The organism is Rhizobium sp. PK7-22, assembly GCF_056530405.1.
In genome coordinates, this window is sequence record NZ_CP096514.1 from 1,062,377 (window position 1) to 1,086,017 (window position 23,641).

At 63.0% G+C, this 23,641-nt stretch carries 23 protein-coding genes; 13 read left to right on the forward strand and 10 right to left on the reverse strand.

Features of this window, described 5'->3' with window-relative positions; genetic code table 11:
* Positions 1 to 244 precede the first annotated feature (244 nt).
* The 6 genes from M1E10_RS09835 to dnaN all read right to left on the reverse strand — a co-directional run bounded on the left by M1E10_RS09835 (position 245) and on the right by dnaN (position 4,759).
* On the reverse strand, positions 245 to 1,225 hold the full coding sequence (locus M1E10_RS09835; RefSeq protein ID WP_499176174.1) for a complex I NDUFA9 subunit family protein: 981 nt from the start codon (positions 1,223 to 1,225) through the stop codon (positions 245 to 247).
* A 98-nt stretch (positions 1,226 to 1,323) separates the two neighbouring features.
* A complete protein-coding gene (locus M1E10_RS09840) occupies positions 1,324 to 1,611 on the reverse strand; it encodes a DUF1330 domain-containing protein (RefSeq protein WP_029621247.1) in 288 nt (95 codons plus the stop codon).
* Positions 1,612 to 1,641: 30 nt separating this feature from the next.
* A complete protein-coding gene (gene pyrF / locus M1E10_RS09845; RefSeq protein ID WP_499176175.1) occupies positions 1,642 to 2,334 on the reverse strand; it encodes an orotidine 5'-phosphate decarboxylase in 693 nt (230 codons plus the stop codon).
* On the reverse strand, positions 2,321 to 2,920 hold the full coding sequence (locus M1E10_RS09850) for a histidine phosphatase family protein (RefSeq protein ID WP_499176176.1): 600 nt from the start codon (positions 2,918 to 2,920) through the stop codon (positions 2,321 to 2,323). Before M1E10_RS09850 ends, pyrF begins: the two co-directional genes overlap by 14 nt.
* Positions 2,921 to 2,928: 8 nt before the next feature.
* A complete protein-coding gene (gene pmtA / locus M1E10_RS09855; protein WP_499176177.1) occupies positions 2,929 to 3,522 on the reverse strand; it encodes a class I SAM-dependent methyltransferase in 594 nt (197 codons plus the stop codon).
* Between the two features lie 118 nt (positions 3,523 to 3,640).
* Positions 3,641 to 4,759 carry a DNA polymerase III subunit beta gene (dnaN, locus tag M1E10_RS09860; protein ID WP_499176178.1) on the reverse strand — a complete coding sequence of 373 codons (1,119 nt, stop codon included), beginning with the start codon at positions 4,757 to 4,759 and terminating at the stop codon, positions 3,641 to 3,643.
* A gap of 302 nt (positions 4,760 to 5,061) precedes the next feature.
* Here dnaN and rsmI point away from each other — a divergent pair, with 302 nt between their 5' ends.
* From rsmI to M1E10_RS09920, 12 genes are all read left to right on the forward strand, one after another.
* Positions 5,062 to 5,925 (forward strand): 16S rRNA (cytidine(1402)-2'-O)-methyltransferase, encoded by an 864-nt coding sequence (gene rsmI / locus M1E10_RS09865; RefSeq protein ID WP_499177137.1) that lies wholly within the window; start codon positions 5,062 to 5,064, stop codon positions 5,923 to 5,925.
* A complete protein-coding gene (locus M1E10_RS09870; RefSeq protein ID WP_499176179.1) occupies positions 5,915 to 6,274 on the forward strand; it encodes a YraN family protein in 360 nt (119 codons plus the stop codon). The genes rsmI and M1E10_RS09870 overlap by 11 nt, the downstream gene beginning before the upstream one ends.
* A gap of 127 nt (positions 6,275 to 6,401) precedes the next feature.
* A complete protein-coding gene (gene ugpB / locus M1E10_RS09875; RefSeq protein WP_499176180.1) occupies positions 6,402 to 7,721 on the forward strand; it encodes a type 2 periplasmic-binding domain-containing protein in 1,320 nt (439 codons plus the stop codon).
* A gap of 99 nt (positions 7,722 to 7,820) precedes the next feature.
* Positions 7,821 to 8,705 carry an ABC transporter permease gene (gene ugpA / locus M1E10_RS09880; protein WP_499176181.1) on the forward strand — a complete coding sequence of 295 codons (885 nt, stop codon included), beginning with the start codon at positions 7,821 to 7,823 and terminating at the stop codon, positions 8,703 to 8,705.
* Between the two features lie 13 nt (positions 8,706 to 8,718).
* A complete protein-coding gene (ugpE, locus tag M1E10_RS09885; RefSeq protein ID WP_499176182.1) occupies positions 8,719 to 9,567 on the forward strand; it encodes an ABC transporter permease in 849 nt (282 codons plus the stop codon).
* A gap of 4 nt (positions 9,568 to 9,571) precedes the next feature.
* Positions 9,572 to 10,678: a sn-glycerol-3-phosphate import ATP-binding protein UgpC gene (locus tag M1E10_RS09890; protein WP_499176183.1), complete on the forward strand. Its 1,107-nt coding sequence runs from the start codon at positions 9,572 to 9,574 to the stop codon at positions 10,676 to 10,678.
* Between the two features lie 146 nt (positions 10,679 to 10,824).
* Positions 10,825 to 12,123 (forward strand): type 2 periplasmic-binding domain-containing protein, encoded by a 1,299-nt coding sequence (locus M1E10_RS09895; RefSeq protein ID WP_499176184.1) that lies wholly within the window; start codon positions 10,825 to 10,827, stop codon positions 12,121 to 12,123.
* 103 nt (positions 12,124 to 12,226) lie between these two features.
* Complete coding sequence (locus M1E10_RS09900) at positions 12,227 to 13,156, forward strand: carbohydrate ABC transporter permease (RefSeq protein ID WP_499177138.1); 930 nt, start codon at positions 12,227 to 12,229, stop codon at positions 13,154 to 13,156.
* 9 nt (positions 13,157 to 13,165) lie between these two features.
* Positions 13,166 to 14,008 (forward strand): ABC transporter permease, encoded by an 843-nt coding sequence (gene ugpE, locus M1E10_RS09905; RefSeq protein WP_499176185.1) that lies wholly within the window; start codon positions 13,166 to 13,168, stop codon positions 14,006 to 14,008.
* Between the two features lie 10 nt (positions 14,009 to 14,018).
* A complete protein-coding gene (locus M1E10_RS09910; protein ID WP_499176186.1) occupies positions 14,019 to 15,122 on the forward strand; it encodes a sn-glycerol-3-phosphate import ATP-binding protein UgpC in 1,104 nt (367 codons plus the stop codon).
* A gap of 76 nt (positions 15,123 to 15,198) precedes the next feature.
* Positions 15,199 to 16,149 (forward strand): glutathione synthase, encoded by a 951-nt coding sequence (gshB, locus tag M1E10_RS09915; RefSeq protein WP_499176187.1) that lies wholly within the window; start codon positions 15,199 to 15,201, stop codon positions 16,147 to 16,149.
* Between the two features lie 183 nt (positions 16,150 to 16,332).
* Positions 16,333 to 17,865 carry a YifB family Mg chelatase-like AAA ATPase gene (locus M1E10_RS09920; RefSeq protein WP_499177139.1) on the forward strand — a complete coding sequence of 511 codons (1,533 nt, stop codon included), beginning with the start codon at positions 16,333 to 16,335 and terminating at the stop codon, positions 17,863 to 17,865.
* Between the two features lie 162 nt (positions 17,866 to 18,027).
* Here the strand turns inward: M1E10_RS09920 and cysK are convergent, their stop codons facing one another.
* Together cysK and dut are read right to left on the reverse strand one after the other, a co-directional pair.
* Positions 18,028 to 18,996 (reverse strand): PLP-dependent cysteine synthase family protein, encoded by a 969-nt coding sequence (gene cysK, locus M1E10_RS09925; protein WP_499176188.1) that lies wholly within the window; start codon positions 18,994 to 18,996, stop codon positions 18,028 to 18,030.
* Between the two features lie 130 nt (positions 18,997 to 19,126).
* Positions 19,127 to 19,591 carry a dUTP diphosphatase gene (dut, locus tag M1E10_RS09930; protein WP_499177140.1) on the reverse strand — a complete coding sequence of 155 codons (465 nt, stop codon included), beginning with the start codon at positions 19,589 to 19,591 and terminating at the stop codon, positions 19,127 to 19,129.
* Between the two features lie 84 nt (positions 19,592 to 19,675).
* On the opposite strand from dut, the gene M1E10_RS09935 reads away from it, so the two are divergent.
* Entirely contained in the window at positions 19,676 to 21,259 is a 1,584-nt protein-coding gene (locus M1E10_RS09935) for a peptide chain release factor 3 (protein ID WP_499176189.1), read from the forward strand.
* Positions 21,260 to 21,316: 57 nt separating this feature from the next.
* Here M1E10_RS09935 and otsA read toward each other — a convergent pair whose 3' ends face one another.
* Together otsA and otsB are read right to left on the reverse strand one after the other, a co-directional pair.
* Positions 21,317 to 22,687, reverse strand: coding sequence for an alpha,alpha-trehalose-phosphate synthase (UDP-forming) (gene otsA, locus M1E10_RS09940; RefSeq protein ID WP_499176190.1), 1,371 nt, complete (start codon positions 22,685 to 22,687; stop codon positions 21,317 to 21,319).
* Positions 22,684 to 23,535 (reverse strand): trehalose-phosphatase, encoded by an 852-nt coding sequence (otsB, locus tag M1E10_RS09945; RefSeq protein WP_499176191.1) that lies wholly within the window; start codon positions 23,533 to 23,535, stop codon positions 22,684 to 22,686. Before otsB ends, otsA begins: the two co-directional genes overlap by 4 nt.
* Positions 23,536 to 23,641 lie beyond the last annotated feature (106 nt).

Genomic DNA, 23,641 nt, shown 5'->3' on the forward strand with positions numbered 1-23,641 from the left:
GTGCCGCACACGCAAAAAACAGTGCGATGGGCTTGCCCATGGAGGTATGCCTTTCAGAGAGAGACAATGACGTCAGAATGCGGTGTTCGCTGCAGGCGTTTATGGGCCAACGGCAATGGATTCAATAGCGGAACTTGCTAAATTGCCAGTTAACGAACGACAGTTTCCGGATGCGGCCTTTGTGCCACATAGGAAGCAGCTTCAGACTTCGTTCAGAATGACGGACCCGACGGCGACCTGATCCTCAGGCGGCCTTGCCAGTGTCCGTGAACTGGCCCTGAGGGCGATATTGCACAAGGTAGGACGAGATCACCGATGACATAAGTGTCGGACGAATGCCCATGCCTTCCAGGGTGCGTCCCTCACGGATGGCGTCCTCGGAAACGACGTTGTCGTGTCTGAGAAGAGCCACCTGATCGCTGGTGATCGGCGGTGTGATGAGCGGAATGAGCGACGCGACGCTGCCGAGCATGGACGCAACGCCGAACGGCAGCGAGACGAGCGGGCGCTGGCGGCGGATGGTGCGAAGCACGAGTTCCAGGCACTCGCGGAACGTCAGCACTTCGGGGCCGCCCAGTTCGTAGATCTTGCCGCCGGGGATTGTGCCGTCGACGCCCAGTGCCACCGCCTGCGCAACGTCCTCGACGTAGACCGGTTGGAATTTCGTCTTGCCGCCGCCAATCAGCGGCAGGGCAGGAAACATCTTCGCCATGGCAGCGAACTTGTTGAAGAAGCTGTCCTCAGGGCCGAACACGATGGAGGGGCGCAGGATCACGGAGCCGGGAGCAGTCGACAGAATGGCGGCTTCGGCGCGGCCCTTGCTGCGGGCATAGCTGGATGCGGATTCAAGGTCGGCACCGATGGCAGAGATGTGCACGAGTTTCGCACCTGCCGCACGGGCTGCTTCCGCAACGGCGCGTCCACCGAAATCCTGCACGGAATCGAAGGAATTGCGGCCGCTTTCAAACAGGATGCCGACGCAGTTGACCACATGCGAGGCGCCCTCTACCGCGCGGTCGACCGACTGGCGGTAGCGCAGGTTCGCCTGAACCAGCGCGATCTGGCCGACAGAGCCGTAAGGCAGGAGAAAGCCCGCGAGGTCCGGGCGGCGCACGGCGACGCGTACCCGGTAGCCGCGCTTCACCAGCGTCCGTACCACATGTCTCCCGACGAAGCCCGAGCCTCCGAAAACGGTGACGAGGGGTGGCAGGTTGGATACGGTCATGGCGCTGCTCCAAGAGCTCGGATGGATATTGTTACCGGTCTCTTAGACGAAATACAGGCGAACTGGAAGCCGTGCTGATGCCGCATCCGACCGCTGGTTCAGACGCCCTCGACGACCACCATCTCGGCGTCGGCGACTTCCTGGCGGATCTTCGCGGCCGCCTGGTATTCGGGCGAATTGTAGCAATCGACGGCGGCCTGCAGCGACGGAAACTCGATCACCACATTGCGTGCCCGCGTTGGTCCCTCCAGCTCTGTGAAATGGCCGCCGCGGGCGAGGAAGTTCGCCCCAAACCGCTCGAAGGCGGGCTTTGCGGTGGCGACATAGTCCTTGTAGCGTTCCGCATCGCGAACATCGACACGCGCAATCCAGTAACCCTTCGGCATGGTGGTTCTCCTCCTGAAACGAATTCGTAGTTAGAGCGTGCCCGCCATCTCGGCGAGGATCGCCTGGGCAGCGGCCTTCGGGTCCGGCGCCTTGACGACCGGCCGGCCGACGACGAGATGGCTGGACCCGGCCCGCAGGGCGTCAGCCGGGGTCATCACGCGCTTCTGGTCACCGGCGTCCGATCCGGTGGGGCGGATGCCGGGCGTAACGATGTTCATGTCCGGTCCGACGATCGGGCGGACCGCCGCCGCCTCCTCGGCCGAGCAGACGATGCCGCCCATGCCGGCTTGTCGCGCCTGTTCGGCGCGCCGCAGTACGAGGCTGCGCGGATCGCAGTCGTAGCCGGCCTCGCGCAGATCCGCGTCGTCCATGGATGTCAGCACGGTCACACCGAGCAGGGTAAGGTCGGATCCCGTTGCCGCCTCGACGGCCGCGCGCATCGCCTTCGGATACGCATGCAGCGTCAGCATCGAGACGCCCATCCTGGCGATGTTCTCGACACCCTTGCCGACCGTATTGTCGATGTCGAGGAGCTTCATGTCGAGGAAGACCTTCTTGCCCTCGTCGATCAGCTCGCGGGCGAAGTCCAGCCCCCCGGCAAAGACAAGCTGGTAGCCGATCTTGTAGAAGGAGACATCGTCGCCGAGCGTGGAGACGATTATCCGCGCCTCGCTCACCGTTGGAATGTCGAGGCCAACGATCAGGCGATCACGTGCGTCCATGTCCAAATCCCTTCCACTCTTCCATTTTTGTCCAGTCGCATGCCAGGACACGGTCTGCAAGAGAGAAGGCGTAGAGGTTGCCGCCGCCGGCCGGCTGGTCCTGATTGCGCCCGATCGGCAGGCCCGCGAGGTGGCACTTCAGAAGCGTTCCGACCCCGCCGTGGCCGACGAAGGCGATCGGCATCGTCGGGTCGTGATCGTGAAGGATGAGTTCGACCGCACGCACGATCCGGGCCTGCGCGTCGACTGCCCGTTCCCAGCCGCGGAAGCTTTCGTCCGGATGCGCGAAGAACCAGTCGGCAGCCTTCTCGAACTCCGGCGGCGGCAGGAAACCAGTCTCGGATCGATCGTTCTCATGCATGTCGATCGCGGTTTCGACGGCGTGACCGGAGAGTGTTGTCAGGATCTCGGCGGTCTCGATCGCCTTGCGCTCGGTGCTGGAGACGAGCCGTTGCACCATTGCCGCCCAGGGCTGCTGCGACGCTTGCAGCGTCCGCCGGCGGCCAAGATCCGACAAACCCCAGTCAGGCACTGGACTGTCTGGATCGATGACGACCTGGGGGTGGGTGATGTAAAGTCCGAACACGGTGACACTCAGCCCCGGCTATAGGTCCAGAGTTGTGCCGGGGGAATGTTGCGGACCACGAAATCGAGGTGCTTGATCTGGAACCGGTCCGGACGCGCATCGATCGGCGACACGGCGCCATAGGTGATCTGCACCACCGGACGGCCAGGCGGCATGCGGTCGAGCAGGTCTTCCAGCAGGGCGATGCGCTTTTCCATCGGGAAACTCAGCAAGGGGATGGCGGAGATCACCGCATCGAACTTGCGTTCCCTCCAGTCGCCGAGCGTCGAGTCGAGATCGAAGGCATCGCCATTGATGAAGTTCACGCCCGGCAGCGTGCGCTTGAGGTGCTGATAGAAGTCGGTGGAAAATTCGATGGAGGCGAGGTTTTGCGGCGCGATGCCGCGCGCCAGGATGGCTTTCGTGATGATGCCTGTGCCCGGTCCTAGCTCCAGGACAGGAAGGCCCGACGAAGGATTGATGACGCTCGCCATCCGCCGCGCCGTGACGGAGGAGGTGGGAAGGATCGCCCCGACGCTCTTGGGGCCGTCGATCCAGCCTTTGAAGAAGCGGATCTCCTCGTCGAACTTCCGGCCAAGCCGCTCTTTCAGGCGCAATTCCATCTTCCTCTCCCACGGTCTGTAAAGTTATGGGCAGTCCATGGCGCAAAAACAAGGCGAAATGTCGCATCGAGAAAACCGCAATAAAAAAGCGGCAGGAGAACCGGCCGCTTTTCTTGAGTTAGACCCGCATCGGCATCAGTACGTACAAGGCGTCGTCACCGGCCAGTTCACGCACCAGCGTCGGTGAGCCGGCATCCGCCAGCATGAAGATGGCGTCGTCACCAGAAAGCTGGGCGGTGATGTCCAGGAGATATTTGGCGTTGAAGCCGATCTCCAGCGGGTCATTGTCGTAGCCGACCGCGACCTCTTCCGTGGCGCTGCCCGAATCCGGGTTGTTCACCGTCAGCGTCAACTGGCCATCGGAGAGCGCTAGCTTGACGGCGCGGCCCCGTTCCGAGGAAATCGTCGAGACGCGATCGACGGCGCGGGTGAAGCTCTGGCAATCGACGCGCATTTCCTTGTCGTTGCTGGTCGGAATGACGCGCTGATAGTCGGGAAAAGTGCCGTCGATCAGCTTTGAGGTCATCACGACGGAGCCGATCGTCAGGCGGATCTTGGCGTCCGAGACCTCGATGGTCACGATCGTTTCGGGGCTGTCGACCAGCTTCTGCAGCTCGCCGACCGTCTTGCGCGGAATGATGATGCCGGGCATGCCTTCCGAGCCGGACGGGGCATCGATGTCGGCGCGCGCCAGACGGTGCCCATCGGTGGCGACGGCCCGCAGTTTGAGGTCGCTGCCCACTTCGATCGTGTGGAAGAAGATGCCGTTCAGGTAGTAGCGCGTTTCCTCGGTCGAAATCGCAAACTGCGTGCGGTCGATCAGCATCTTCAGATCGGACGCCTTCAGCTTGAAGGTATGCGTGAAGCTGCCGGCGGTGAGGTCCGGGAAATCCGTTTCCGGCAGGCACTGCAGCGTGAACTTCGAGCGTCCCGACTGCACGGTCATCGAGCCGCCGTCGGGATTGGTGGCGAGCAGGACCTCCGACCCATCGGGAAGCTTGCGCACGATTTCGTAGAGCAGATGGGCCGGCACCGTCGTGGCGCCGGGCTGCTCCACCATGGCGGCGACCGCCTCGGTGATCTCGAGATCCAGATCCGTCGCCTTGAGTTCCAGGTCGGCGCCGGAGGCGCGCATCAGGACGTTCGACAGGATCGGAATGGTGTTTCGCCGCTCCACCACGCGGTGGACGTGGTTCAGCGACTTCAGGAGGTTGGACCGCTCAAGAGTAATACGCATGACGCTAACCGCTTTCGACCGGGGCGCGCATGGGATGCTGGCGCCCGTATAGTTGCCGGCCGAGGGCCGGAAGATGTGGACGCGCAAAATGGCAGAAGATTTGCCCATAAAGCAAGAGCCACGAGGACGGCTTGTCCCGCAAATTCCAAGGGTCCACAGCGATCCACAGGGAAAACACCGGGCGGCTTCCCTTGCTCATGGGCCGTGGCTTGCCCATAAAGGGTCATGACACTTCCATTCTGCCGAGCATGCCCTTGAGCGAAGACCAGAAAACCACGACGCGCAGCTACCGCGTCGCCAATATGGCCATTCCGGCGCGTCCGCTGGAGCCCGGTCTTTATCTCGTCGCGACGCCGATCGGCAACCTCGGCGACATCACCCTGCGGGCGCTTGAGACGTTGGCGGGTGCCGATGTGCTGGCCTGCGAGGATACCCGCGTGACCCGCGTGCTGCTGGACCGCTACGGCATCGTCAACCGCCCCTATGCCTATCACGAACACAATGCCGACGAAGCCGGCCCGAAGCTCCTGGCGGCGCTGGAGGGCGGCCGGTCGGTGGCGCTGGTCTCGGATGCCGGAACGCCGCTCGTCTCCGATCCGGGCTATCGCCTGGGGCAGATGGCGATCGAGGCGGGGCATCGTGTTATCCCCATTCCCGGCGCCTCGGCACCGCTCGCCGCGCTTGTCGGATCGGGCATGCCGTCGGATGCCTTCCTCTTTGCCGGCTTCCTTCCCGTCAAGGACAAGGGCAAGCGCGACCGGCTGGCGGATCTCTCCAAGATCCCGGCGACCCTGATCATCTTCGAATCGCCCCACCGCATCGGCGCGAGCCTGGCGACGGCCGCAGATGTTCTAGGGCCCACCCGTAGGGCCGTCGTCTGCCGCGAACTGACCAAGACCTTCGAGGAGTTCCGGCGCGGGACGCTCGGCGAACTGGCCGAGTACTACGATGACCGGCCGGTGAAGGGCGAGATCGTGCTCCTGATTGCGCCACCCGACCTCGACGATGTGCCGGGTGCGGTCGAGGTGGATATCCTGTTGAAGGAGCTGGCAAGCTCCATGCCGACCTCCCAGGCCGCGGCCGAAGGGGCGCGGCTGACGGGCCTGTCGAAGAAGGACCTCTACCAGCGGCTCCTGGCGCTGAAAGGGGAGGCGGGTGGTCACTGACCGCAGCCGACGCAGCGCCGAACGGCGCGGCCACGTCGCCGAGTATCTGGCGGCAGTCTTCCTTTTGCTAAAGGGCTACCGGATCCTCGCACTTCGCTACAAGACGAAGGCCGGCGAAATCGACCTGATCGCCCGCAAGGGTGACCTCGCCGTCTTCGTTGAGGTCAAGGCGCGTGTCGGGGAGCGGGAGGCAGTCGATGCCGTCAGCGCCACCGCCCAGAAACGCATTCGCGCCGCAAGCGACATCTGGCTGTCGCGGCGTCCCGATGCCGCCCGCCTTTCCCAGCGCTACGACGTGATCGCCGTCCTGCCCGGACGGCTGCCGCGGCACTTCCCGGATGCCTTCTGAACGGTTTTGAGCACGTTCGTTAAGCCGCGCTCGATTGTGACAGTTCTGTCATCAAACCGTTGAGGCGCTGTCATAAACCGGCCCTATTGGCTTGCTCACCATATCAACCCAAGGGAAGGGACAAGTCATGATCAAGAAGTTCTCCATGGCCGCTTTGGCGGTCACTCTATCGGCCACGTCGTCGCTGGCGGCAACCGAGATCAGCTGGTGGCATGCCATGGACGCTCAGCTCGGCGAGAAGCTCGAAGCGATCGCGGAAGGCTTCAACAACAGCCAGAGCGAGTACAAGATCGTCCCGACCTACAAGGGCACCTACGCCGAGACGCTGACGAGCGCAATCGCGGCCTTCCGCGCCAACGAACAGCCGGCAATTGTACAGGTCTTCGAGGTCGGCACCGGCACGATGATGGCGGCCAAGGGAGCCGTCAAGCCGGTCTACGAACTCATGACCGAAAACAACGAACCCTGGGATCCGTCGGCCTTTCTTGCTCCGGTGACCGGCTACTACTCCGACACCGAAGGTAACATCCTGTCGCTGCCGTTCAACTCGTCCACGCCGATCATGTATTACAACAAGGACGTGTTCCAGAAGGCTGGCCTCGATCCGGAAACTGCTCCGAAGACCTGGGCGGAAGTTGCCGAATTCTCCAAGAAGATCATGGATTCCGGCGCAGCCAAGTGCGGCTTCACCACCGGTTGGGTGTCCTGGGTGCAGCTCGAGAACCTCTCGGCCATCCATGATCAGCCCTACGGCACCATGGAGAACGGTTTCGGCGGCCTTGGCACCGAATTCACCTTCAATGGCGAAGTGCAGACGAAGCATTGGAGCAATCTGAAGACCTGGGCCGATGCCGGAATCTTCCAGTACGGCGGCCCGGTTGGCGGAGCGGATGCGCCTGCCAAGTTCTATTCCGGCGAATGCGCGATCTACATGAACTCCTCGGCCTCGCGCGCCGGCGTCATCGCCAATTCCAAGGACTTCCAGGTCGGCTTCGCGCCGCTCCCCTACTATGAAGACGAGATCGCCGAGCCGAAGAATTCAATCATCGGTGGCGCCACCCTCTGGGTCCTCTCGGGTAAAGACGACGAGGTCTACCAGGGCGTCGCCAAGTTCTTCACCTACCTGTCGCAGCCGCAGGTCCAGGCTGACTGGCACCAGGCGACCGGCTACCTGCCGATCACCAACGCGGCTTACGAGCTTGGCCAGGAACAGGGCTATTACGAGAAGAACCCGGGCTCGGACATCGCCATCCAGCAGATCACCCGCGGCACGCCCACGGCAAACTCCAAGGGCATCCGCTTCGGCAATCTGACTCAGGTTCGCAACGTCGTCGACGAGCAGTTCGAAGCGCTTCTGGCCGGCCAGAAGGACGCCAAGCAGGCGCTGGACGACGCTGTCGCACAGGGCAACCAGATCCTGCGCGATTTCGAAGCCGCCAACCAGTAAGCTCAATCGAAGCGGAGGCCGGAGGAGATTTCCACCGGCCTCTCTTCTCCTGCAGGCGCGCGCCGAACCGTGCGGTCGCCTCGTTCGGCGTGGGATCCTATGCAGACCAAGCGCACCATCTTTCCAAACAAATTGCTGCCCTATCTCCTGCTGGCGCCGCAACTTGTCATTACCCTGGTCTTCTTTATCTGGCCGGCCCTCCAGGCGGTCAAATCGTCGTTCGAGCGCGAGGACCCGTTCGGCTTCAGGACCGACTTTGTCTGGTTTGAGAATTACCGCCGCATCTTTCAGGACGCGAGCTATCTCAACTCGCTGACGAACACGGCAGTCTTCGCGATCTCGGTGACGATCCTGTCGATGGGGCTGTCGCTGCTTCTGGCGGTCTGCGTCAACCGGCTCCTGCGCTCGGGCCGCTTCTACACGACGCTCCTCGTCTGGCCCTATGCCATCGCGCCGGTCGTCGTCGGGGTGCTGTGGTGGTTCATGTTCAACCCCACGATCGGCATCATCCCCTACATCCTGCGCGGCCTGGGCGTCGCCTGGAACCATCGCGTCAACGGGGATCAAGCCATGCTGCTGATCGTCATTGCCGCATCCTGGAAGCAGATTTCCTATAATTTCCTGTTCTTCGTGGCCGGCCTGCAGTCCGTGCCGCATTCCTTGACGGAAGCGGCCGCCATCGATGGCGCAGGTCCCTTCAAGCGCTTCTGGACCATCGTCTTTCCGCTGTTGTCGCCGACGACCTTCTTCCTGCTGATCATCAACGTCAACTACGCCATGTTCGACACGTTCGGCATCATCGACGCCACCACGTCGGGTGGCCCGGCGCAGTCGACGAACACGCTGGTCTACAAGGTCTATACTGATGGCTTCATCGGCCTGAACATCGGATCCTCCTCGGCGCAGTCGGTCATTCTGATGCTGATCGTCATCGTTCTGACGGTCGTGCAGTTCCGCTACGTCGAACGCCGCGTGCAGTACTGAAGGGTGCATCGATATGGTTGAAAACCGGCCTTTTCTAGACTTCCTGACCCATCTGGTGCTGATCACCGGCGTGCTGATCGTGGCCTTTCCGGTCTACGTGGCTTTCATCGCCTCGACCCATGAGGGCGGCACCTTCGTCAGCGGCGTCATGCCGCTGCTCCCCGGCGGCCACATGGTCGAGAACTATGCCCAGATGTGGAACGAGGGACTGACCTCGGCCGGAGCGCCACCGCTCTGGGTGATGATGATGAATTCGCTCTGGATGGCCCTGATCATCGCCGTCGGCAAGATCGCGATCTCGATCACCTCGGCCTATGCCGTGGTCTATTTCCGGTTCCCGTTCCGCATCGTCGCGTTCTGGGTCATCTTCATCACGCTGATGCTGCCGGTCGAGGTCCGCATCCTGCCGACCTTCAAGGTCGTCGCCGATCTCGGGCTGCTGAACTCGTACGCGGGGCTGACGCTTCCGCTCATCGCATCGGCAACGGCGACCTTCCTGTTCCGGCAGTTCTTTCTGACGGTCCCGGATGAGATGATGGAGGCGGCCCGGGTCGACGGTGCCGGTCCGCTGAAGTTTTTCTGGGACATCCTGCTGCCGCTCAGCCGGACCAATATCGCCGCACTCTTCGTGATTCTGTTCATCTACGGCTGGGTCCAGTATCTCTGGCCTCTGCTGGTCACCACCGACAGCGATTTCTATACCATCGTGATGGGCATCAAGCGCCTGTCTGCCAGCGCCGATGCGGAGCCGCTTTGGCACTTCGCCATGGCCGCCGTGATGATGGCTATGCTGCCGCCTGTCCTGGTCGTCATCTTCATGCAGCGCCTGTTCGTCAAAGGCCTGGTCGAAACGGAGAAATAAACCGATGGCATCCATCGACATCAACCAGGTTTCCAAGATCTACGCCGGCGGCACGAAGGCGGTGCACTCGGTCGACATCACCATTCAGGACGGCGAGTTCATCGTGCTCGTCGGCCCCTCCGGCTGCGGCAAGTCCACGCTCTTGCGCATGGTGGCGGGCCTGGAGGAAATCTCCGAGGGCGAGGTCAAGATCGGCGGCCGGACCGTCAACCAGGTCGAGCCTGCCGAGCGCGACATCGCCATGGTTTTCCAGAACTATGCGCTCTACCCGCACATGTCGGTACGCCGAAACCTCGAGTATGGATTGAAGAACCGCAACACCCCGCGCGCCGAGATCGACGCGCGCGTTGCCGAGGCGGCGCGGATGCTGGAGATCGAACCATACCTCGACCGCAAGCCGCGGGCGCTTTCGGGCGGCCAGCGCCAGCGTGTGGCCATGGGCCGTGCGATCGTGCGCAAGCCGGCTGCCTTCCTCTTCGACGAGCCGCTGTCCAACCTCGATGCCAAGCTGCGCGTCTCAATGCGCGGCGAGATCAAGCGGCTGCAGCGCCGCCTCGGCACCACCTCGATCTACGTCACCCACGACCAGCTCGAGGCGATGACGCTGGCCGATCGGCTGGTGGTACTGAACGGCGGTCGCATCGAGCAGATCGGCGCGCCGCTCGAGGTCTACCACGAGCCGGCCTCCACCTTCGTCGCAAGCTTCATCGGATCGCCGGCGATGAACCTGATGGAAGGGGAGCTGCATGGCGACCGGCTGGCGGTCGGTCCGTCAGTTCTGGGTCTCGGCGGATATGCGCCAACCTCCGGTGCCGTTACGGTGGGCGTGCGCGCGGAAGACCTGCGGGTGGCGGGCGCGGGCGAGGACGACGGTCTGCTGTTCAGGCTCGACTACGTGGAGGAGCTCGGCGCGCAGCGGCTGGTGCACGGCCATGTCGGCGATCAGCCGTTGACGGTGGCGCTGCCGCTGGAGGTGGCAATCAGCGACGAGATGAAGCTCACCGTCGAGCCGCGCCGCCTGCACTTCTTCTCCCGCGACACCGGCAAGCGGATCATCGATGCAGGGGTGCTGCCGGCGCCCCGGCAGACGGCTGTCGAACCCGCAGCCTGAGTATCTTGACGAGGCTGCGAAGGTACTTTCGCAGCCTTTTGCACACGGGTTCAAAATGTAACAGTCGTGACATGAAAGCGTTGCTGGCATGTCACATGTCGCCCCTATTTGCTTCTTACCGGACAATCGGTGGGAAGGGACACATCATGATCAAGAAATTTTCCATGGCCGCTCTGGCGGTCACGTTTTCTGCCACGTCTTCGCTGGCTGCGACCAACATCACCTGGTGGCACGGCATGGGCGGTCGCAATGGCGAGGTCATCAACGAGATCTCCCAGAAGTTCAATGAATCGCAGAGCGCATGCGCGTTGACGCCGGTCTCCAAGGGCACCTACGAAGAAGCGCTTGCCTCCGGCATCGCAGCCTTCCGTTCGGGCGAACAGCCGAATATCCTCCAGGTCTTTGATGCGGGCGCTGCCACCATCATCAACGCCAAGGGCGCGACCGTTGCTGCCGAAGACCTCATCAAGGATGCAGGCTTCGACTTCAACCGCGAAGACTTCATCGAAGGCGTGCGCTACTTCTACGCCGACTCCGAAGGCAAGTTCGTCGGCATGCCGTTCAACTCCTCGGCACCGATCATGTACATCAACGACGAAGCCCTGAAGAAGGCTGGCGTCGAAGCCCCGAAGACCTGGGAAGAGTTCGAAACCATCGCTCCGAAGCTGAAGGAAGCCGGCTACACGCCGCTCGTCCAGTCGCAGCTGACCTGGGAATTCACCGAGAACTTCTTCTCGCGCCATAACCTGCAGTTCGCATCGAACAACAACGGTTACGACAGCATCGTCGACACGACGATCAACGTCACCGATCCGAACCACGTCATGATGTACGAGAAGCTGAAGGACTGGCACGACAACGGCTACTTCGGCTACTACGGCGCCGGCTGGTCGGACAACCAGAAGCCCTTCGAAGAAAACAAGGTTGCGCTCTGGATCGGTTCGTCCGGCTCCTTCGGTGGCCTGCAGAAGACGGCCCAGATGCCCTTCTCGGCAACCTTCCTTCCCTACTGGAAGTCGGTTCATCCGGAAGGCGTCCACACCTTCATCGGTGGTGCAGCCCTGTTTGCCATGTCCGGCAAGTCGGAAGCTGAAAACACCTGCACGGCATCCTTCTTCCACTTCCTGACCTCGCCGGAAATCCAGAAGTTCTACCACCAGGCAACCGGCTACGTCGCCATCACCAAGGCTGCCTACGAGCTTGCCAAGTCGGAAGGCCACTACAAGGACAAGCCGGCCGCCGAAGTCGGCATCCAGCAGCTGCAGCTTCCAAGCGGCGAGTGGAACAAGGGCTACCGCCTCGGTTTCTACCCGCAGATCCGCACCGTGATGGAACGCGAATACAACCGCATCTTTGCCGGTGAAACCTCCGTCAAGGACGCCATGGAGACGATCAAGAAGGAAGGCGACGAGATGCTTGCCCGCTTCGCCAAGACCGCCGGCTGATTGCACGCCCCAGGTCTTTAATAGCCCGGCCGCTCTCAAGGGGCGGCCGGGTGTCTCGCGAGGAGCTTCCGTCTTGGCCTACGTCGCCCCATCCCCCCGCTTCCTGCCCTGGCTTGGCAGGCGCGCAAGCCCGAAGGTTGCCGTGGACGGCGCCAAGCGGGTTCAGTTCTCGTCGCCGCTTCTCCCCTATCTGTTCCTGGCACCGCAGCTTGGGGTGATCTTCATCTTCTTCTACTGGCCCTCGGTCCAGGCCGTCAGCTCCTCCTTCTACATCGAGGATCCCTTCGGCTTCGGAGCGACCTTCGTCGGGATGAGCAACTACTGGGACGTGCTGACCAGTGCGCAATACCGCAGCATTGCAGGCTTCACCGTGGTCTTCACGGCCCTGGTGACGATCTTCTCGCTGTCCATCGGCCTGCTTCTGGCGGTCAAGGCGGATGCCATTATTCGCGGCTCCTCGGCCTACAAGACGATGCTGATCTCCGTCTATGCCATCGCAGCCCCCGTCGCGGCTTTGATCGGCATGATGTTCTTCGATCAGCACATCGGCCCCTTCGTGAAGATGGCGAGCTGGTTCGGCTGGGAGATGCGCGTCGGCCTCAGCTATTTCGACACCGCCTTTGCGATGACGGTGGTCGCCGTCTGGAAGCAGATCCCCTACAACTTCATCTTCTTCCTCTCCGGCTTGCAGGGCGTGCCCGTCGCGGTGCGCGAGGCGGCGGCGATCGACTGCAAGTCCGGCTTCCGCCGCTTCTGGACCGTGACATTGCCCCTGCTGGCACCCACGGCCTTCTTCCTGCTGATCATCAACATCACCTACGCGCTGTTCGACACCTTCGGCATCATCGACGTGATGGTGAAGGACAAGGCCGCCAACAACCCGATCACCCTCGTCTACAAGGTCTACGAGGACGGCTTCCGCGGCAATGACATCGGCAGCTCATCGGCCCAGTCGGTCATCCTGATGCTGGTCGTCTTCGCTCTGACGATCGTCCAGTTCCGCTTCATCGAGCGGCGCATCCACTACACCTGAGGTCGAGCCATGCAGAAAAACAAGATCACCGATCACCTGGTGCTGATCCTCGGCTCGCTCTTCCTGATGGTGCCGGTGATCGTCGCCTTCATGACGTCGACGCATACGGCCGCCGACATCCACAGCAACGGCCTGTCGCTCACCTGGGGCGGCAACTTCGTGGAAACCTACGAGAAGGTCCTCACCCGCGAAGGGGGCTTCACCGGCCAGGTGACGGGCGCGCGGATGGTGATGAACTCCCTGATCCTGGGCGTCGGTTTTGCCGTCGGCAAGATCGTGCTGTCGATGCTGGCCGCCTATGCCATCGTCTATTTCCGGATGCGGTTTGCGACCCTTGCCTTCTGGGTGATCTTCACCACCCTTCTTTTGCCGCTCGAAGTGCGCATCATGCCCTCCTACCAGGTCATGTCGAACCTTGGCCTCCTGAACACCTACACGGGCCTGATCGTGCCGCTGCTGGCCTCGGCGACCGGGACCTTCTACTTTCGCCAGTTCTTCAAGTCCGTGCCGGACGAACTCCTGGAAGCTGCCCGCATCGACGGCGCCGGACCGATCAAGTTCTTCGTCGACATCCTTATCCCGTTGTCGCGCACGATGATCGCGGCGATCTTCATCATCATGTTCGTCTACGGCTGGAACCAGTATCTGTGGCCGATGCTGATGACGACCGATGAGCGGTTCTTCACCCTGATGCGCGGCATCAAGCAGATCCTGCAGGTCTGGATCGGCTCGCAAATTCCCGACTACAACGAGGCCTTCGCACTTGCAGTGCTGGCCATGCTCCCGCCGGTGCTCATCGTGGTGCTGTTCCAGAGCTGGTTCATCAAGGGCCTGACCGAAAGCGACAAGTGAGGACGATGCCATGGCATCCATCGACATAAACCAGGTTTCCAAGATCTACGCCGGCGGTACCAAGGCGGTGCACTCGGTCGACATCACCATTCAGGACGGCGAGTTCATCGTGCTGGTCGGCCCCTCCGGCTGCGGCAAGTCCACGCTGTTGCGCATGGTGGCGGGCCTGGAGGAGATCTCCGAAGGCGAGGTGAAGATCGGTGGCCGGACCGTCAACCAGGTCGAGCCTGCCGAGCGAGATATCGCCATGGTCTTCCAGAACTATGCGCTCTACCCGCACATGTCGGTACGCCAGAACCTCGAATATGGATTGAAGAACCGCAACACCCCGCGCGCGGAGATCGAGGCGCGCGTTGCCGAAGCGGCGCGGATGCTGGAGATCGAGCCCTATCTCGACCGCAAGCCGCGGGCGCTTTCGGGCGGCCAGCGCCAGCGTGTGGCCATGGGCCGTGCGATCGTGCGCAAGCCGGCTGCCTTCCTCTTCGACGAGCCGCTCTCCAACCTCGACGCCAAGCTGCGCGTCTCGATGCGCGGCGAGATCAAGCGGCTGCAGCGCCGCCTCGGCACCACCTCGATCTACGTCACTCACGACCAGCTGGAAGCCATGACGCTGGCCGACCGGCTGGTGGTCCTCAATGGCGGCCGCATCGAGCAGATCGGCGCGCCACTCGAGGTCTATCACCAGCCGGCTTCCACCTTTGTGGCGAGCTTCATCGGCTCGCCAGCGATGAACCTGATGGCGGGAGAGCTGCACGGGGATCGGCTGGCGATCGGTCCGTCGGTTCTGGGTCTCGGCGGATATGCGCCGACCTCCGGTGCCGTTACGGTGGGCGTGCGCGCGGAAGACCTGCGCGTGGCCGGACCTGATGAGGAGTTCCTGCAGTTCCGCCGCGATTACGTCGAGGAAACGGGCGCGCAGCGCCTCGTCCACGGCCACGTCGGAGACCAGAACCTGACGGCGGCCATGCCGCTGGAGGTGCTCATTGAGGACGAGATGAAGCTCGCGGTCGATCCACGGCGCCTGCATTTCTTCACCCGCGAAACCGGCACCCGCATCTTGGCCCCTGGCGATGTGCCGCTTGTGCGGCAGCCCAGCTTGGAGCCGGCGGCCTGAAGCGAAGGTTTGGAGGCCGTTGCCTTTGACGCAGCGCCGTCCTACATCAGGCGGGCATTTCTGAAGGGGCAGGGCTATGGCTAATATCCGCAAAGTGGCGTTCCAGATGGACCACGTCTCCGGCATCAACATCGCCGGAGATTCGACCTTCGCCATGGCCCTGGAGGCGCAGGCGCGTGGTTACGAGCTGTTCCACTACACGCCAGACCGGCTGACGATGCGCGACGGCCGGATCTTTGCCACCGTCGAGCCGATGCAGGTGCGCGACGTCAAGGGCGAGCACTTCACGCTGGGCGAGATGGAACGCGTCGATCTCTCCACCATGGATGTGATCCAGCTGCGCCAGGATCCGCCCTTCGACATGGGCTACACCACCTCGACGCATCTGCTGGAGCGCATCCATCCGAAGACGCTGGTCGTCAATGATCCGGCCTGGGTGCGCAATTCGCCGGAGAAGATCTTCGTCACCGAGTTTGCCGACCTGATGCCGGCGACCCTGATCAGCCGCGACCCCACGGAGATCGCGAGCTTCCGCCAGGAAATGGGCGACATCATCCTGAAGCCGCTCTACGGCAACGGCGGCGCCGGCGTCTTCCATTCCGCCCGCGACGATCGTAACTTTACCTCGCTCCTGGAAATGTTCGGGCAGCTCTATCGTGGCGAGCCCTATATCGCCCAGGCCTATCTTCCCGCCGTCCGCAAGGGCGACAAGCGCATCCTGCTCGTCGATGGCGAGCCGGTCGGCGCCATCAACCGCGTGCCGGCCGAAACCGACAGCCGCTCCAACATGCATGTCGGCGGCCGTGCAGAGGCGGTGGATCTGACCACCCGCGACCGCGAGATCTGCGACCGCATCGGGCCGGCACTGCGCGAGCGCGGCTTCATCTTCGTGGGAATCGACGTGATCGGCGACTACATGACGGAGATCAACGTGACGTCGCCAACCGGCATCCGCGAGGTCAAGAAGTTCGGCGGCGCCGATGTGGCGAGCCTTCTCTGGGATGCGATTGAAGCCAAACGCCGCTAGGCCGTTCCGTCTCCAGCGTCGGTTTGTTCTGCCGATACAACTTCTTGCAACCGAGTTACAGCGTGTGCGGGAGGTTGTTCGGCGGATGTTCTTGTTTTATTCTTTGTTCCATGCCAGATTGCCATCGCTGGCGTGGAAAGCGTGTACCGCTTGCGCCTCGGACATGAAGTTGGGGGCAATGGCATGGTGGCGCGGGTCTCTACGGTTGCATTTCAGGGCATAGAAGGCGTTCCGGTCGAAGTTCAGGTGATGATCTCACCGGGCAAGCTGCAGATGCCGATCGTCGGGCTCCCGGACAAGGCGGTGGCGGAAAGCCGCGAACGGGTGCAGGCGGCGCTTCACGCTTCAGGCCTGTCGCTTCCGCCCAAGAAGGTGACCGTCAATCTCGCACCGGCGGATATTCCAAAAGAAGGCTCGCACTTCGATCTCGCCATCGCTTTGGGCCTGATGGCGGCGCTCGGCGCCATTCCGGCCGATGCGCTGGCTGACTATGTGGTCATCGGGGAGCTCAACCTTGACGGAACGCTGGCGGCTGTCGCGGGCGCTCTGCCGGCCGCCATCAGCGCAAACTCGCTTGGAAAGGGACTGATCTGCCCCTTCGACAGTGGTCCCGAAGCAGCCTGGGCGGGCCCCGACATGGATATCCTCGCGCCGCGCAGCCTGATCGCACTTGCCAACCATTTCCGTGGCACGCAGGTGATGTCTCGGCCGCAGCCGGCCATCCGGGCGCTGCCCGCCAATCTTCCGGACCTGATCGACATCAAGGGACAGGAAAGCGCCAAGCGCGCGCTGGAGGTTGCGGCCGCTGGAGGCCATAATCTGCTGATGGTTGGGCCTCCTGGCTCCGGCAAATCCATGCTGGCTGCCCGTCTGCCCTCGATCCTGCCGCCGCTGTCAGCGCCCGAGCTGCTCGAGGTGTCGATGATCCACTCGATCGCAGGCCAGCTCTCGGGCGGCAAGCTCTCCGACCGGCGGCCGTTTCGCACGCCGCATCATTCAGCCACCATGGCCGCGCTCGTCGGCGGCGGGCTGAGGGCAAAGCCGGGCGAGGCCTCGCTTGCCCATCACGGCATCCTCTTCCTGGACGAATTTCCGGAGTTCTCACCGCAGGTGCTCGACGCACTGCGCCAGCCGCTGGAAACGGGCGAATGCGTCATCGCAAGGGCGAACCACAGGGTTACCTATCCGGCAAGCATCCAGCTGGTCGCGGCCATGAACCCCTGCCGTTGCGGCATGGCCGGCCAGCCGGGGCATACCTGCGCCCGCGGACCCAGATGCGTTTCCGACTACCAGGGCCGCATCTCTGGCCCGCTGATGGACCGCATCGACATCCGCATCGATGTCCCGGCGGTCTCGGCGGCTGATCTCATCCGCCCCCGGCCGGCAGAGGCGAGCGCGCAGGTCGCGCAGCGGGTGGCCGCCGCCCGCGAGCGGCAGAGGGAGCGCTTCCAGGAGGCCGGCATGCCGCAGATCCTGACCAACGCCCGGTGCTCCACCGCCCTGATCGAGAAAATTGCCGAACCCGATGCCGCCGGCCTGCAGCTCCTGCGCGACGCTGCCGAAAAGCTGAAGTTCTCCGCCCGCGGCTATCATCGGGTCCTGAAGGTTGCCCGCACGCTCGCCGACCTCGACGGCAGCGACACCGTCGGTCGCATTCATCTCGCCGAGGCGATCTCCTACCGGATGGCGGGGGAGCGGCTATCGGCGGCTGCGTGACGGAGATTGGCGAATAGTGAGTGGCGAATAGCGAATAGGGAAGATTGACGCTTGCGCCGACGGTCCCGCTCTGTCTCGCTACTCGCTACTCGCTACTCGCTACTCGCTACTCGCTACTCGCTACTCGCTACTCGCTACTCGCTACTCGCTACTCGCTACTCGCTACTCGCCAAGTCCGTCGAACAGCGCCGTCGACAGGTAGCGCTCGGCAAACGAGGGGATGATCACGACGATGTTCTTGCCGGCGTTCTCCTCGCGGCTGCCGACCTGGATGGCGGCAACCAGCGCCGCGCCCGAGGAGATGCCGACCGGCACGCCCTCCAGCCGCGCAACGAGGCGGGCCATGGCGAAGGCCTCATCGTTGGAGACGGTGACCACCTCGTCGTAGATGCCGGTATCGAGGATCTTCGGTGCGAAGCCTGCACCGATGCCCTGGATCTTGTGCGGCCCGGGATTGCCGCCGGAAAGGACAGGGCTGTCGGTCGGCTCGACGGCGACGACCCGGACCTCTGGCTTGCGGCCCTTCAGTACCTGGCCGACGCCGGTGATCGTGCCGCCCGTGCCGATGCCGGCGACGAAGATGTCGACTTCGCCGTTGGTGTCGTTCCAGATTTCCTCGGCCGTCGTCTTGCGGTGGATTTCCGGGTTGGCGGCGTTTTCGAACTGCTGCGGAATAATGGCATCCGGTGTGTTTGCGGCCAGTTCCTCGGCCTTGGCGATCGCGCCCTTCATGCCCTTGGGGCCTTCCGTCAGCACCAGTTCGGCACCCATCAGCGCCAGCATCTTGCGGCGCTCGATCGACATCGTCTCCGGCATCGTCAGGATCAGCTTGTAGCCCTTGGCAGCGGCGGCGAAGGCCAGCGCAATGCCGGTATTGCCGGACGTCGGCTCGATCAGCGTCGTCTTGCCGGGCGTGATCTTGCCCTGTGCTTCGAGGCTCTCGATCATCGCCACACCGATGCGATCCTTGACGGAGGCGATCGGGTTGAAGAATTCGAGCTTCGCCAGCAGGTTCGCCTTCACGCCCTTTTCCTTCGCCAGCTTGTCGAGGCGAACGATCGGCGTGTCTCCGATGGTCTCGGTGATCGAGGAATAGATCCGGCCGCGGCCGGGCTTCTTCATGTCTGCCATGGTACTCTCCCTAGGTTGGCTACAAGGTAAGGCGACCGGCCGCACAAGGCCAGCGATCAGCCCGTCATTGAGGCGGGCTTTGCAGAATTTTGTTCCCCCGCCGCAGGTCCTGGTGGCACATCGTTGCGGTCTAGACGCCGGTGGACCCGAAGCCGCCGGCGCCGCGCTGTGTCGCGCTGGTCTCGGAGCGCTCGACGACCCGCACCTGCGTCACCGGCGCCACCACCATCTGGGCAATTCGCATTCCACGCGTGATGGCAAATGCCTCCTGTCCCAGATTGACGAGCAGCACCTTCACCTCGCCCCGGTAGTCGCTGTCGATGGTACCGGGCGTGTTGAGGCAGGTGATCCCGTGCTTGAAGGCCAGCCCCGAGCGCGGCCGCACCTGCGCCTCGAATCCGTCGGGGATCTCGAACACGAAGCCGGTGGGCACCAGCGCCCGCTCGCCCGGATGGAGCGTCAGCGGCTCGCCCTCGGCCACGGCGGCGCGCAGGTCCATGCCGGCGGCACCGGGCGTCTCGTAAGCCGGCAGCGGCAGGTCGCCGCCGTGCGGCAGCCGGATGAGGTGGATGAGAGGTCCGATGACGTCGCGCATGGCTGGCTCCTTTGTTTCTCCGGTCAATTGCATAACGCCCGCCAAATCGCTAGATACGCGGCAACTCATAGGATTTTAGCAGATATGGCAGAAAGTCTCGCTGAGGCGGTGTCCCGCCGCCGCACCTTCGCGATCATCGCCCACCCGGATGCAGGCAAAACCACGCTCACGGAAAAGCTCCTGCTGTTCGGCGGCGCCATCCAGCTTGCCGGCGAAGTGAAGGCGAAGAAGGATCGCATCCAGACCCGCTCCGACTGGATGAAGATCGAGCGCGAACGCGGCATTTCCGTCGTCACCTCGGTGATGACCTTCGAGTTCGGCGGCAATGTCTTCAATATCCTCGACACCCCCGGTCACGAAGACTTCGCGGATGACACCTATCGCACGCTGACGGCGGTCGATGCGGCCGTCATGGTCATCGACGCCGCGAAGGGCATCGAGCCGCGCACGCTGAAGCTCTTCGAAGTCTGCCGCATGCGCGACATTCCGATCATCACCTTCGTCAACAAGATGGACCGCGAAGCGCGCGATACCTTTGAAATTCTCGACGAGGTGGAAGAAAAGCTGGCGCTGGACACGGCGCCGATCACCTGGCCGGTCGGACGCTCCAAACATTTCAGCGGCTCCTACAATCTCGCCGACAATACCTACCGCGGTTCCGACACTCAGGTCGTGCCGACGCCGGTCAATGGGCCCCAGAGCGTCGCTGACAACCTTCCGGAGAACGAGCGGGAGGCCTTCATTGGTGAAGTGGAACTGGCGCGCGAGGCCTGCCGGCCTTTCGACCGCCAGGCGTTTCTGGAAGGCCACATGACGCCGGTCTTCTTCGGCTCCGCGCTGCGCAATTTCGGCGTCCGCGATCTCATCAACGCACTCGGCGATTTTGCGCCTCCGCCACGCGACCAGGTAGCCGACATCCGCACGGTGAAGGCCGACGAGGACAAGATGACGGCCTTCGTCTTCAAGATCCAGGCCAACATGGATCCCAATCATCGGGACCGTATCGCCTTTGCCCGCATCTGTTCCGGCAAGCTGGAACGGGGCATGAAGGCGCGGCTCGCCCGGACCGGAAAGCTGATGGGCCTGACGGCGCCGCAGTTCTTCTTCGCCTCGCAGCGCCAGCTCGCCGATACCGCCTTTGCGGGCGACGTGGTGGGCATACCCAACCACGGCACGCTGCGCATCGGCGACACGCTGACCGAGGGCGAGCAACTCGTCTTCCAGGGCGTGCCGAACTTCTCGCCGGAAATCCTGCGCCGGGTCCGGCTGGAGGATGCCATGAAGGCGAAGAAGCTGAAGGAGGCCCTGCAGCAGATGGCGGAAGAGGGAGTCGTCCAGCTCTTTTCGCCCGAAGACGGCTCGCCGGCCATCGTCGGCGTCGTCGGCGCCTTGCAGCTCGACGTCCTGAAGGAGCGGCTTTCATCGGAGTATACCCTGCCGGTCTCCTTCGAGATGGCGCGCTTCTCCGTCTGCCGCTGGATCTCGTCGGACCAGCCGGCCGAGATGGAGAAATTCCTGACGGTCAAGCGCGGCGACATCGCCCGCGATCTGGATGGAGATCCCGTCTTCCTGGCGCAGGACGCCTTCTCGCTACGCTACGAGGCGGAGCGCTATCCGGCCATCAAGATGGTCGCCATCAAGGAGTATCACGTCGCCAAGGCGGCGTGATCTCGCCATTCTGCATCTCGGCGGCGGTAGCTTCGCCACGTCCGCAGGCGGGCCTGATCAGGCGAGGTCGACCAGGAAGTCGTCGCACCAGCGCATCACGTCACGCTCGAGCAGATGCTCCATCATCCGTCCCCAGCGTTCCTGGCGCTCCTCCAGCGACATGCTGAGACCGCGAGCGATGGCATTCGCCGTGCCCTCGATGTCGTAGGGATTGACGAGCAGCGCGCCCCGCAGTTCGCGTGCCGCGCCTGCAAACCGCGACAGCACGAGCACGCCCGGATCCTGAGGATCCTGGGCTGCGACATATTCCTTCGCTACCAGGTTCATCCCGTCCCGCAGCGGCGTCACCAGTCCGATCTTGGCCAGCCTGTAGAGGCCGGCCAGCACCGGCCGCCCGATCGATCGGTTGATGTAGCGGATCGGCACCCAGTCGACCGTACCGAGCGCGCCGTTGACGCGTCCGGCCTGTTCCGCAACCGTTCGCTGCATGGCCTCGTATTCGGGGACCTCCGAGCGCGATTTTGGCGTGATCTGCAGATAGGTGACCTTGTTCTGATAGCCCGGGTTGGCCTTGATGAATTGCTCGAAGGCGTCGATGCGCTGGGTGATGCCCTTGGAGTAGTCGAGACGGTCGACGCCAATGATCAGGTCACGGCCCTCGACGCTCTGGCGCGCCTTGCGTACCATGACGTTGCTCGCGGCCTTTTTGGCAAAATCGGCGAAGGCCGCGGTCTCGATGCCGATCGGATAGTAGCCGCCCTTGAAGGTCCGGTCGTAGGAGGTGAACTTGCTGTCGCCCGAGGCCTCGCCGATGCCTTCACGCACGAGGCAACCGGCAAAATTGGTCAGATCGTGGTCCGTCTGGAAGCCGACGAGATCATAGTGCGACAGGCCGCGCATGATTTCTTCGTGCACGGGCATTGCAAACAGCACGTCGGCAGGTGGCCAGGGAATGTGCAGGAAAAAGCCGATCTTGTTCTTCACGCCCATCTGCCGCAGTTCGGCCGCCAGCGGGATCAGGTGGTAGTCATGCACCCATATGACATCGTCCTCTTTCAACATCGGTGCCAGCCGATGCGCGAAGAAGCGGTTGACGCGGAAGTAGCCGGCCATTTCCTTGCGCCCGTATTCGGCAAGGTCGAGCCGATAGTGGCAGATCGGCCAGAGAACGCGGTTGGCAAAACCCTCGTAGTATTCCTCGACATCGGTCTTGGTGAGATCGGTCAGGGCATAGGTGATATTGCCATGCTCCTGCATCGACAGCGCCTCCGGCTCCCGGGACCCGCTCGACTTTCCGGACCAGCCCATCCAGATGCCGCCGCGCTCCTCCAGTGCGGCCTGCAAGGCGACGGCAAGGCCACCGGCGGGTGCGACGCCGCCCTTTGCCGGCAGGGTGACCCGGTTCGAAACGACCACGAGACGGCTCAAGAGCTTTTTCCTTTCCTAGCCGCATCTTCCGGATTCTGGAGACGGCGTGCCTTGTCGGCGATTTCGGCGAGCGCTTGTCGTACTTCTGCGGCGGAAGCGACAATGCTTCGGGCTGCCGTATCTCCCTCGGTCTCGGCAACGCGTATCGAGTGCCCATTCAGCTCGTTGACGACCTTGAACATCGCTTCGTCCGTCACATCATCTCCGATGGCGATCGGGCGCCGACCCTTGAAGGGCTCTTCGCTGAGGTAGGACCGCAAGGCTGCGCCCTTGTCGGCGCGAGCGGGACGGATCTCGAAGACCATCTTGCCGCGCTGAAGCGTGAAATCCGGTCCGGCCTGCAGGAGATAATATTCCATGGCCTCTTCCACAGCGGCCTTGTGCGACGGCGCCTGGCGATAATGGGCGGCCACGGCGGCTCCCTTGTCCTCGATCAGGACGCCCGGCCATTGATTGGCTGCCGCCTGAAGTGCACTCTTGACCTCCTCGAACGCGTCGGTGGCCGTGACCCGGCTGATCGTGCCATCGACCGTTCTGCGTTCCGAACCATGAAGCCCCGCGATTGGGAAGATATGCGGCTGGAACAGCCGGTCGGCATAGGGCAGCGCCCGCCCGGTGACCAGAGCCAGAGCCCCGTCGAGATGACCGGAGACGGAAGTGAGATGGTCAGAAAGGTCGGACGGCACGACGATGTCGTCGGGAGAGGGCGCAAGATCGATCAGCGTGCCGTCGATGTCGAGGAAGAGGGCCCAGGTCTGCGGCTCCAGCGTCAGTGTTCTGACGAGCCAGTCCAGTGGTTGAGAGGCGTTCGGGCCGTCATTCGTCTGTGGCGATTCAGAGTTCAACATGCGGCATTATGTAGACCAGTGGATGGATGTGGCAAGGCCGTGACCGGCGTGCTGGCGCACAAGGTACCGATCCTGTTGAGAAATTCGCTGAGATGGCCCTGAGGTT

Bases quoted from the DNA above. Each gene is read 5' to 3' on its own strand.
- M1E10_RS09835 (WP_499176174.1), bottom strand. From the start codon at position 1,225: ATGACCGTATCCAACCTGCCACCCCTCGTCACCGTTTTCGGAGGCTCG.
- M1E10_RS09840 (WP_029621247.1), bottom strand. From the start codon at position 1,611: ATGCCGAAGGGTTACTGGATTGCGCGTGTCGATGTTCGCGATGCGGAA.
- pyrF (WP_499176175.1), bottom strand. From the start codon at position 2,334: ATGGACGCACGTGATCGCCTGATCGTTGGCCTCGACATTCCAACGGTG.
- pmtA (WP_499176177.1), bottom strand. From the start codon at position 3,522: ATGGAATTGCGCCTGAAAGAGCGGCTTGGCCGGAAGTTCGACGAGGAG.
- dnaN (WP_499176178.1), bottom strand. From the start codon at position 4,759: ATGCGTATTACTCTTGAGCGGTCCAACCTCCTGAAGTCGCTGAACCAC.
- rsmI (WP_499177137.1), top strand. From the start codon at position 5,062: ATGGCCATTCCGGCGCGTCCGCTGGAGCCCGGTCTTTATCTCGTCGCG.
- ugpB (WP_499176180.1), top strand. From the start codon at position 6,402: ATGATCAAGAAGTTCTCCATGGCCGCTTTGGCGGTCACTCTATCGGCC.
- ugpA (WP_499176181.1), top strand. From the start codon at position 7,821: ATGCAGACCAAGCGCACCATCTTTCCAAACAAATTGCTGCCCTATCTC.
- ugpE (WP_499176182.1), top strand. From the start codon at position 8,719: ATGGTTGAAAACCGGCCTTTTCTAGACTTCCTGACCCATCTGGTGCTG.
- M1E10_RS09890 (WP_499176183.1), top strand. From the start codon at position 9,572: ATGGCATCCATCGACATCAACCAGGTTTCCAAGATCTACGCCGGCGGC.
- M1E10_RS09895 (WP_499176184.1), top strand. From the start codon at position 10,825: ATGATCAAGAAATTTTCCATGGCCGCTCTGGCGGTCACGTTTTCTGCC.
- ugpE (WP_499176185.1), top strand. From the start codon at position 13,166: ATGCAGAAAAACAAGATCACCGATCACCTGGTGCTGATCCTCGGCTCG.
- M1E10_RS09910 (WP_499176186.1), top strand. From the start codon at position 14,019: ATGGCATCCATCGACATAAACCAGGTTTCCAAGATCTACGCCGGCGGT.
- gshB (WP_499176187.1), top strand. From the start codon at position 15,199: ATGGCTAATATCCGCAAAGTGGCGTTCCAGATGGACCACGTCTCCGGC.
- M1E10_RS09920 (WP_499177139.1), top strand. From the start codon at position 16,333: ATGGTGGCGCGGGTCTCTACGGTTGCATTTCAGGGCATAGAAGGCGTT.
- cysK (WP_499176188.1), bottom strand. From the start codon at position 18,996: ATGGCAGACATGAAGAAGCCCGGCCGCGGCCGGATCTATTCCTCGATC.
- dut (WP_499177140.1), bottom strand. From the start codon at position 19,591: ATGCGCGACGTCATCGGACCTCTCATCCACCTCATCCGGCTGCCGCAC.
- M1E10_RS09935 (WP_499176189.1), top strand. From the start codon at position 19,676: ATGGCAGAAAGTCTCGCTGAGGCGGTGTCCCGCCGCCGCACCTTCGCG.
- otsB (WP_499176191.1), bottom strand. From the start codon at position 23,535: ATGTTGAACTCTGAATCGCCACAGACGAATGACGGCCCGAACGCCTCT.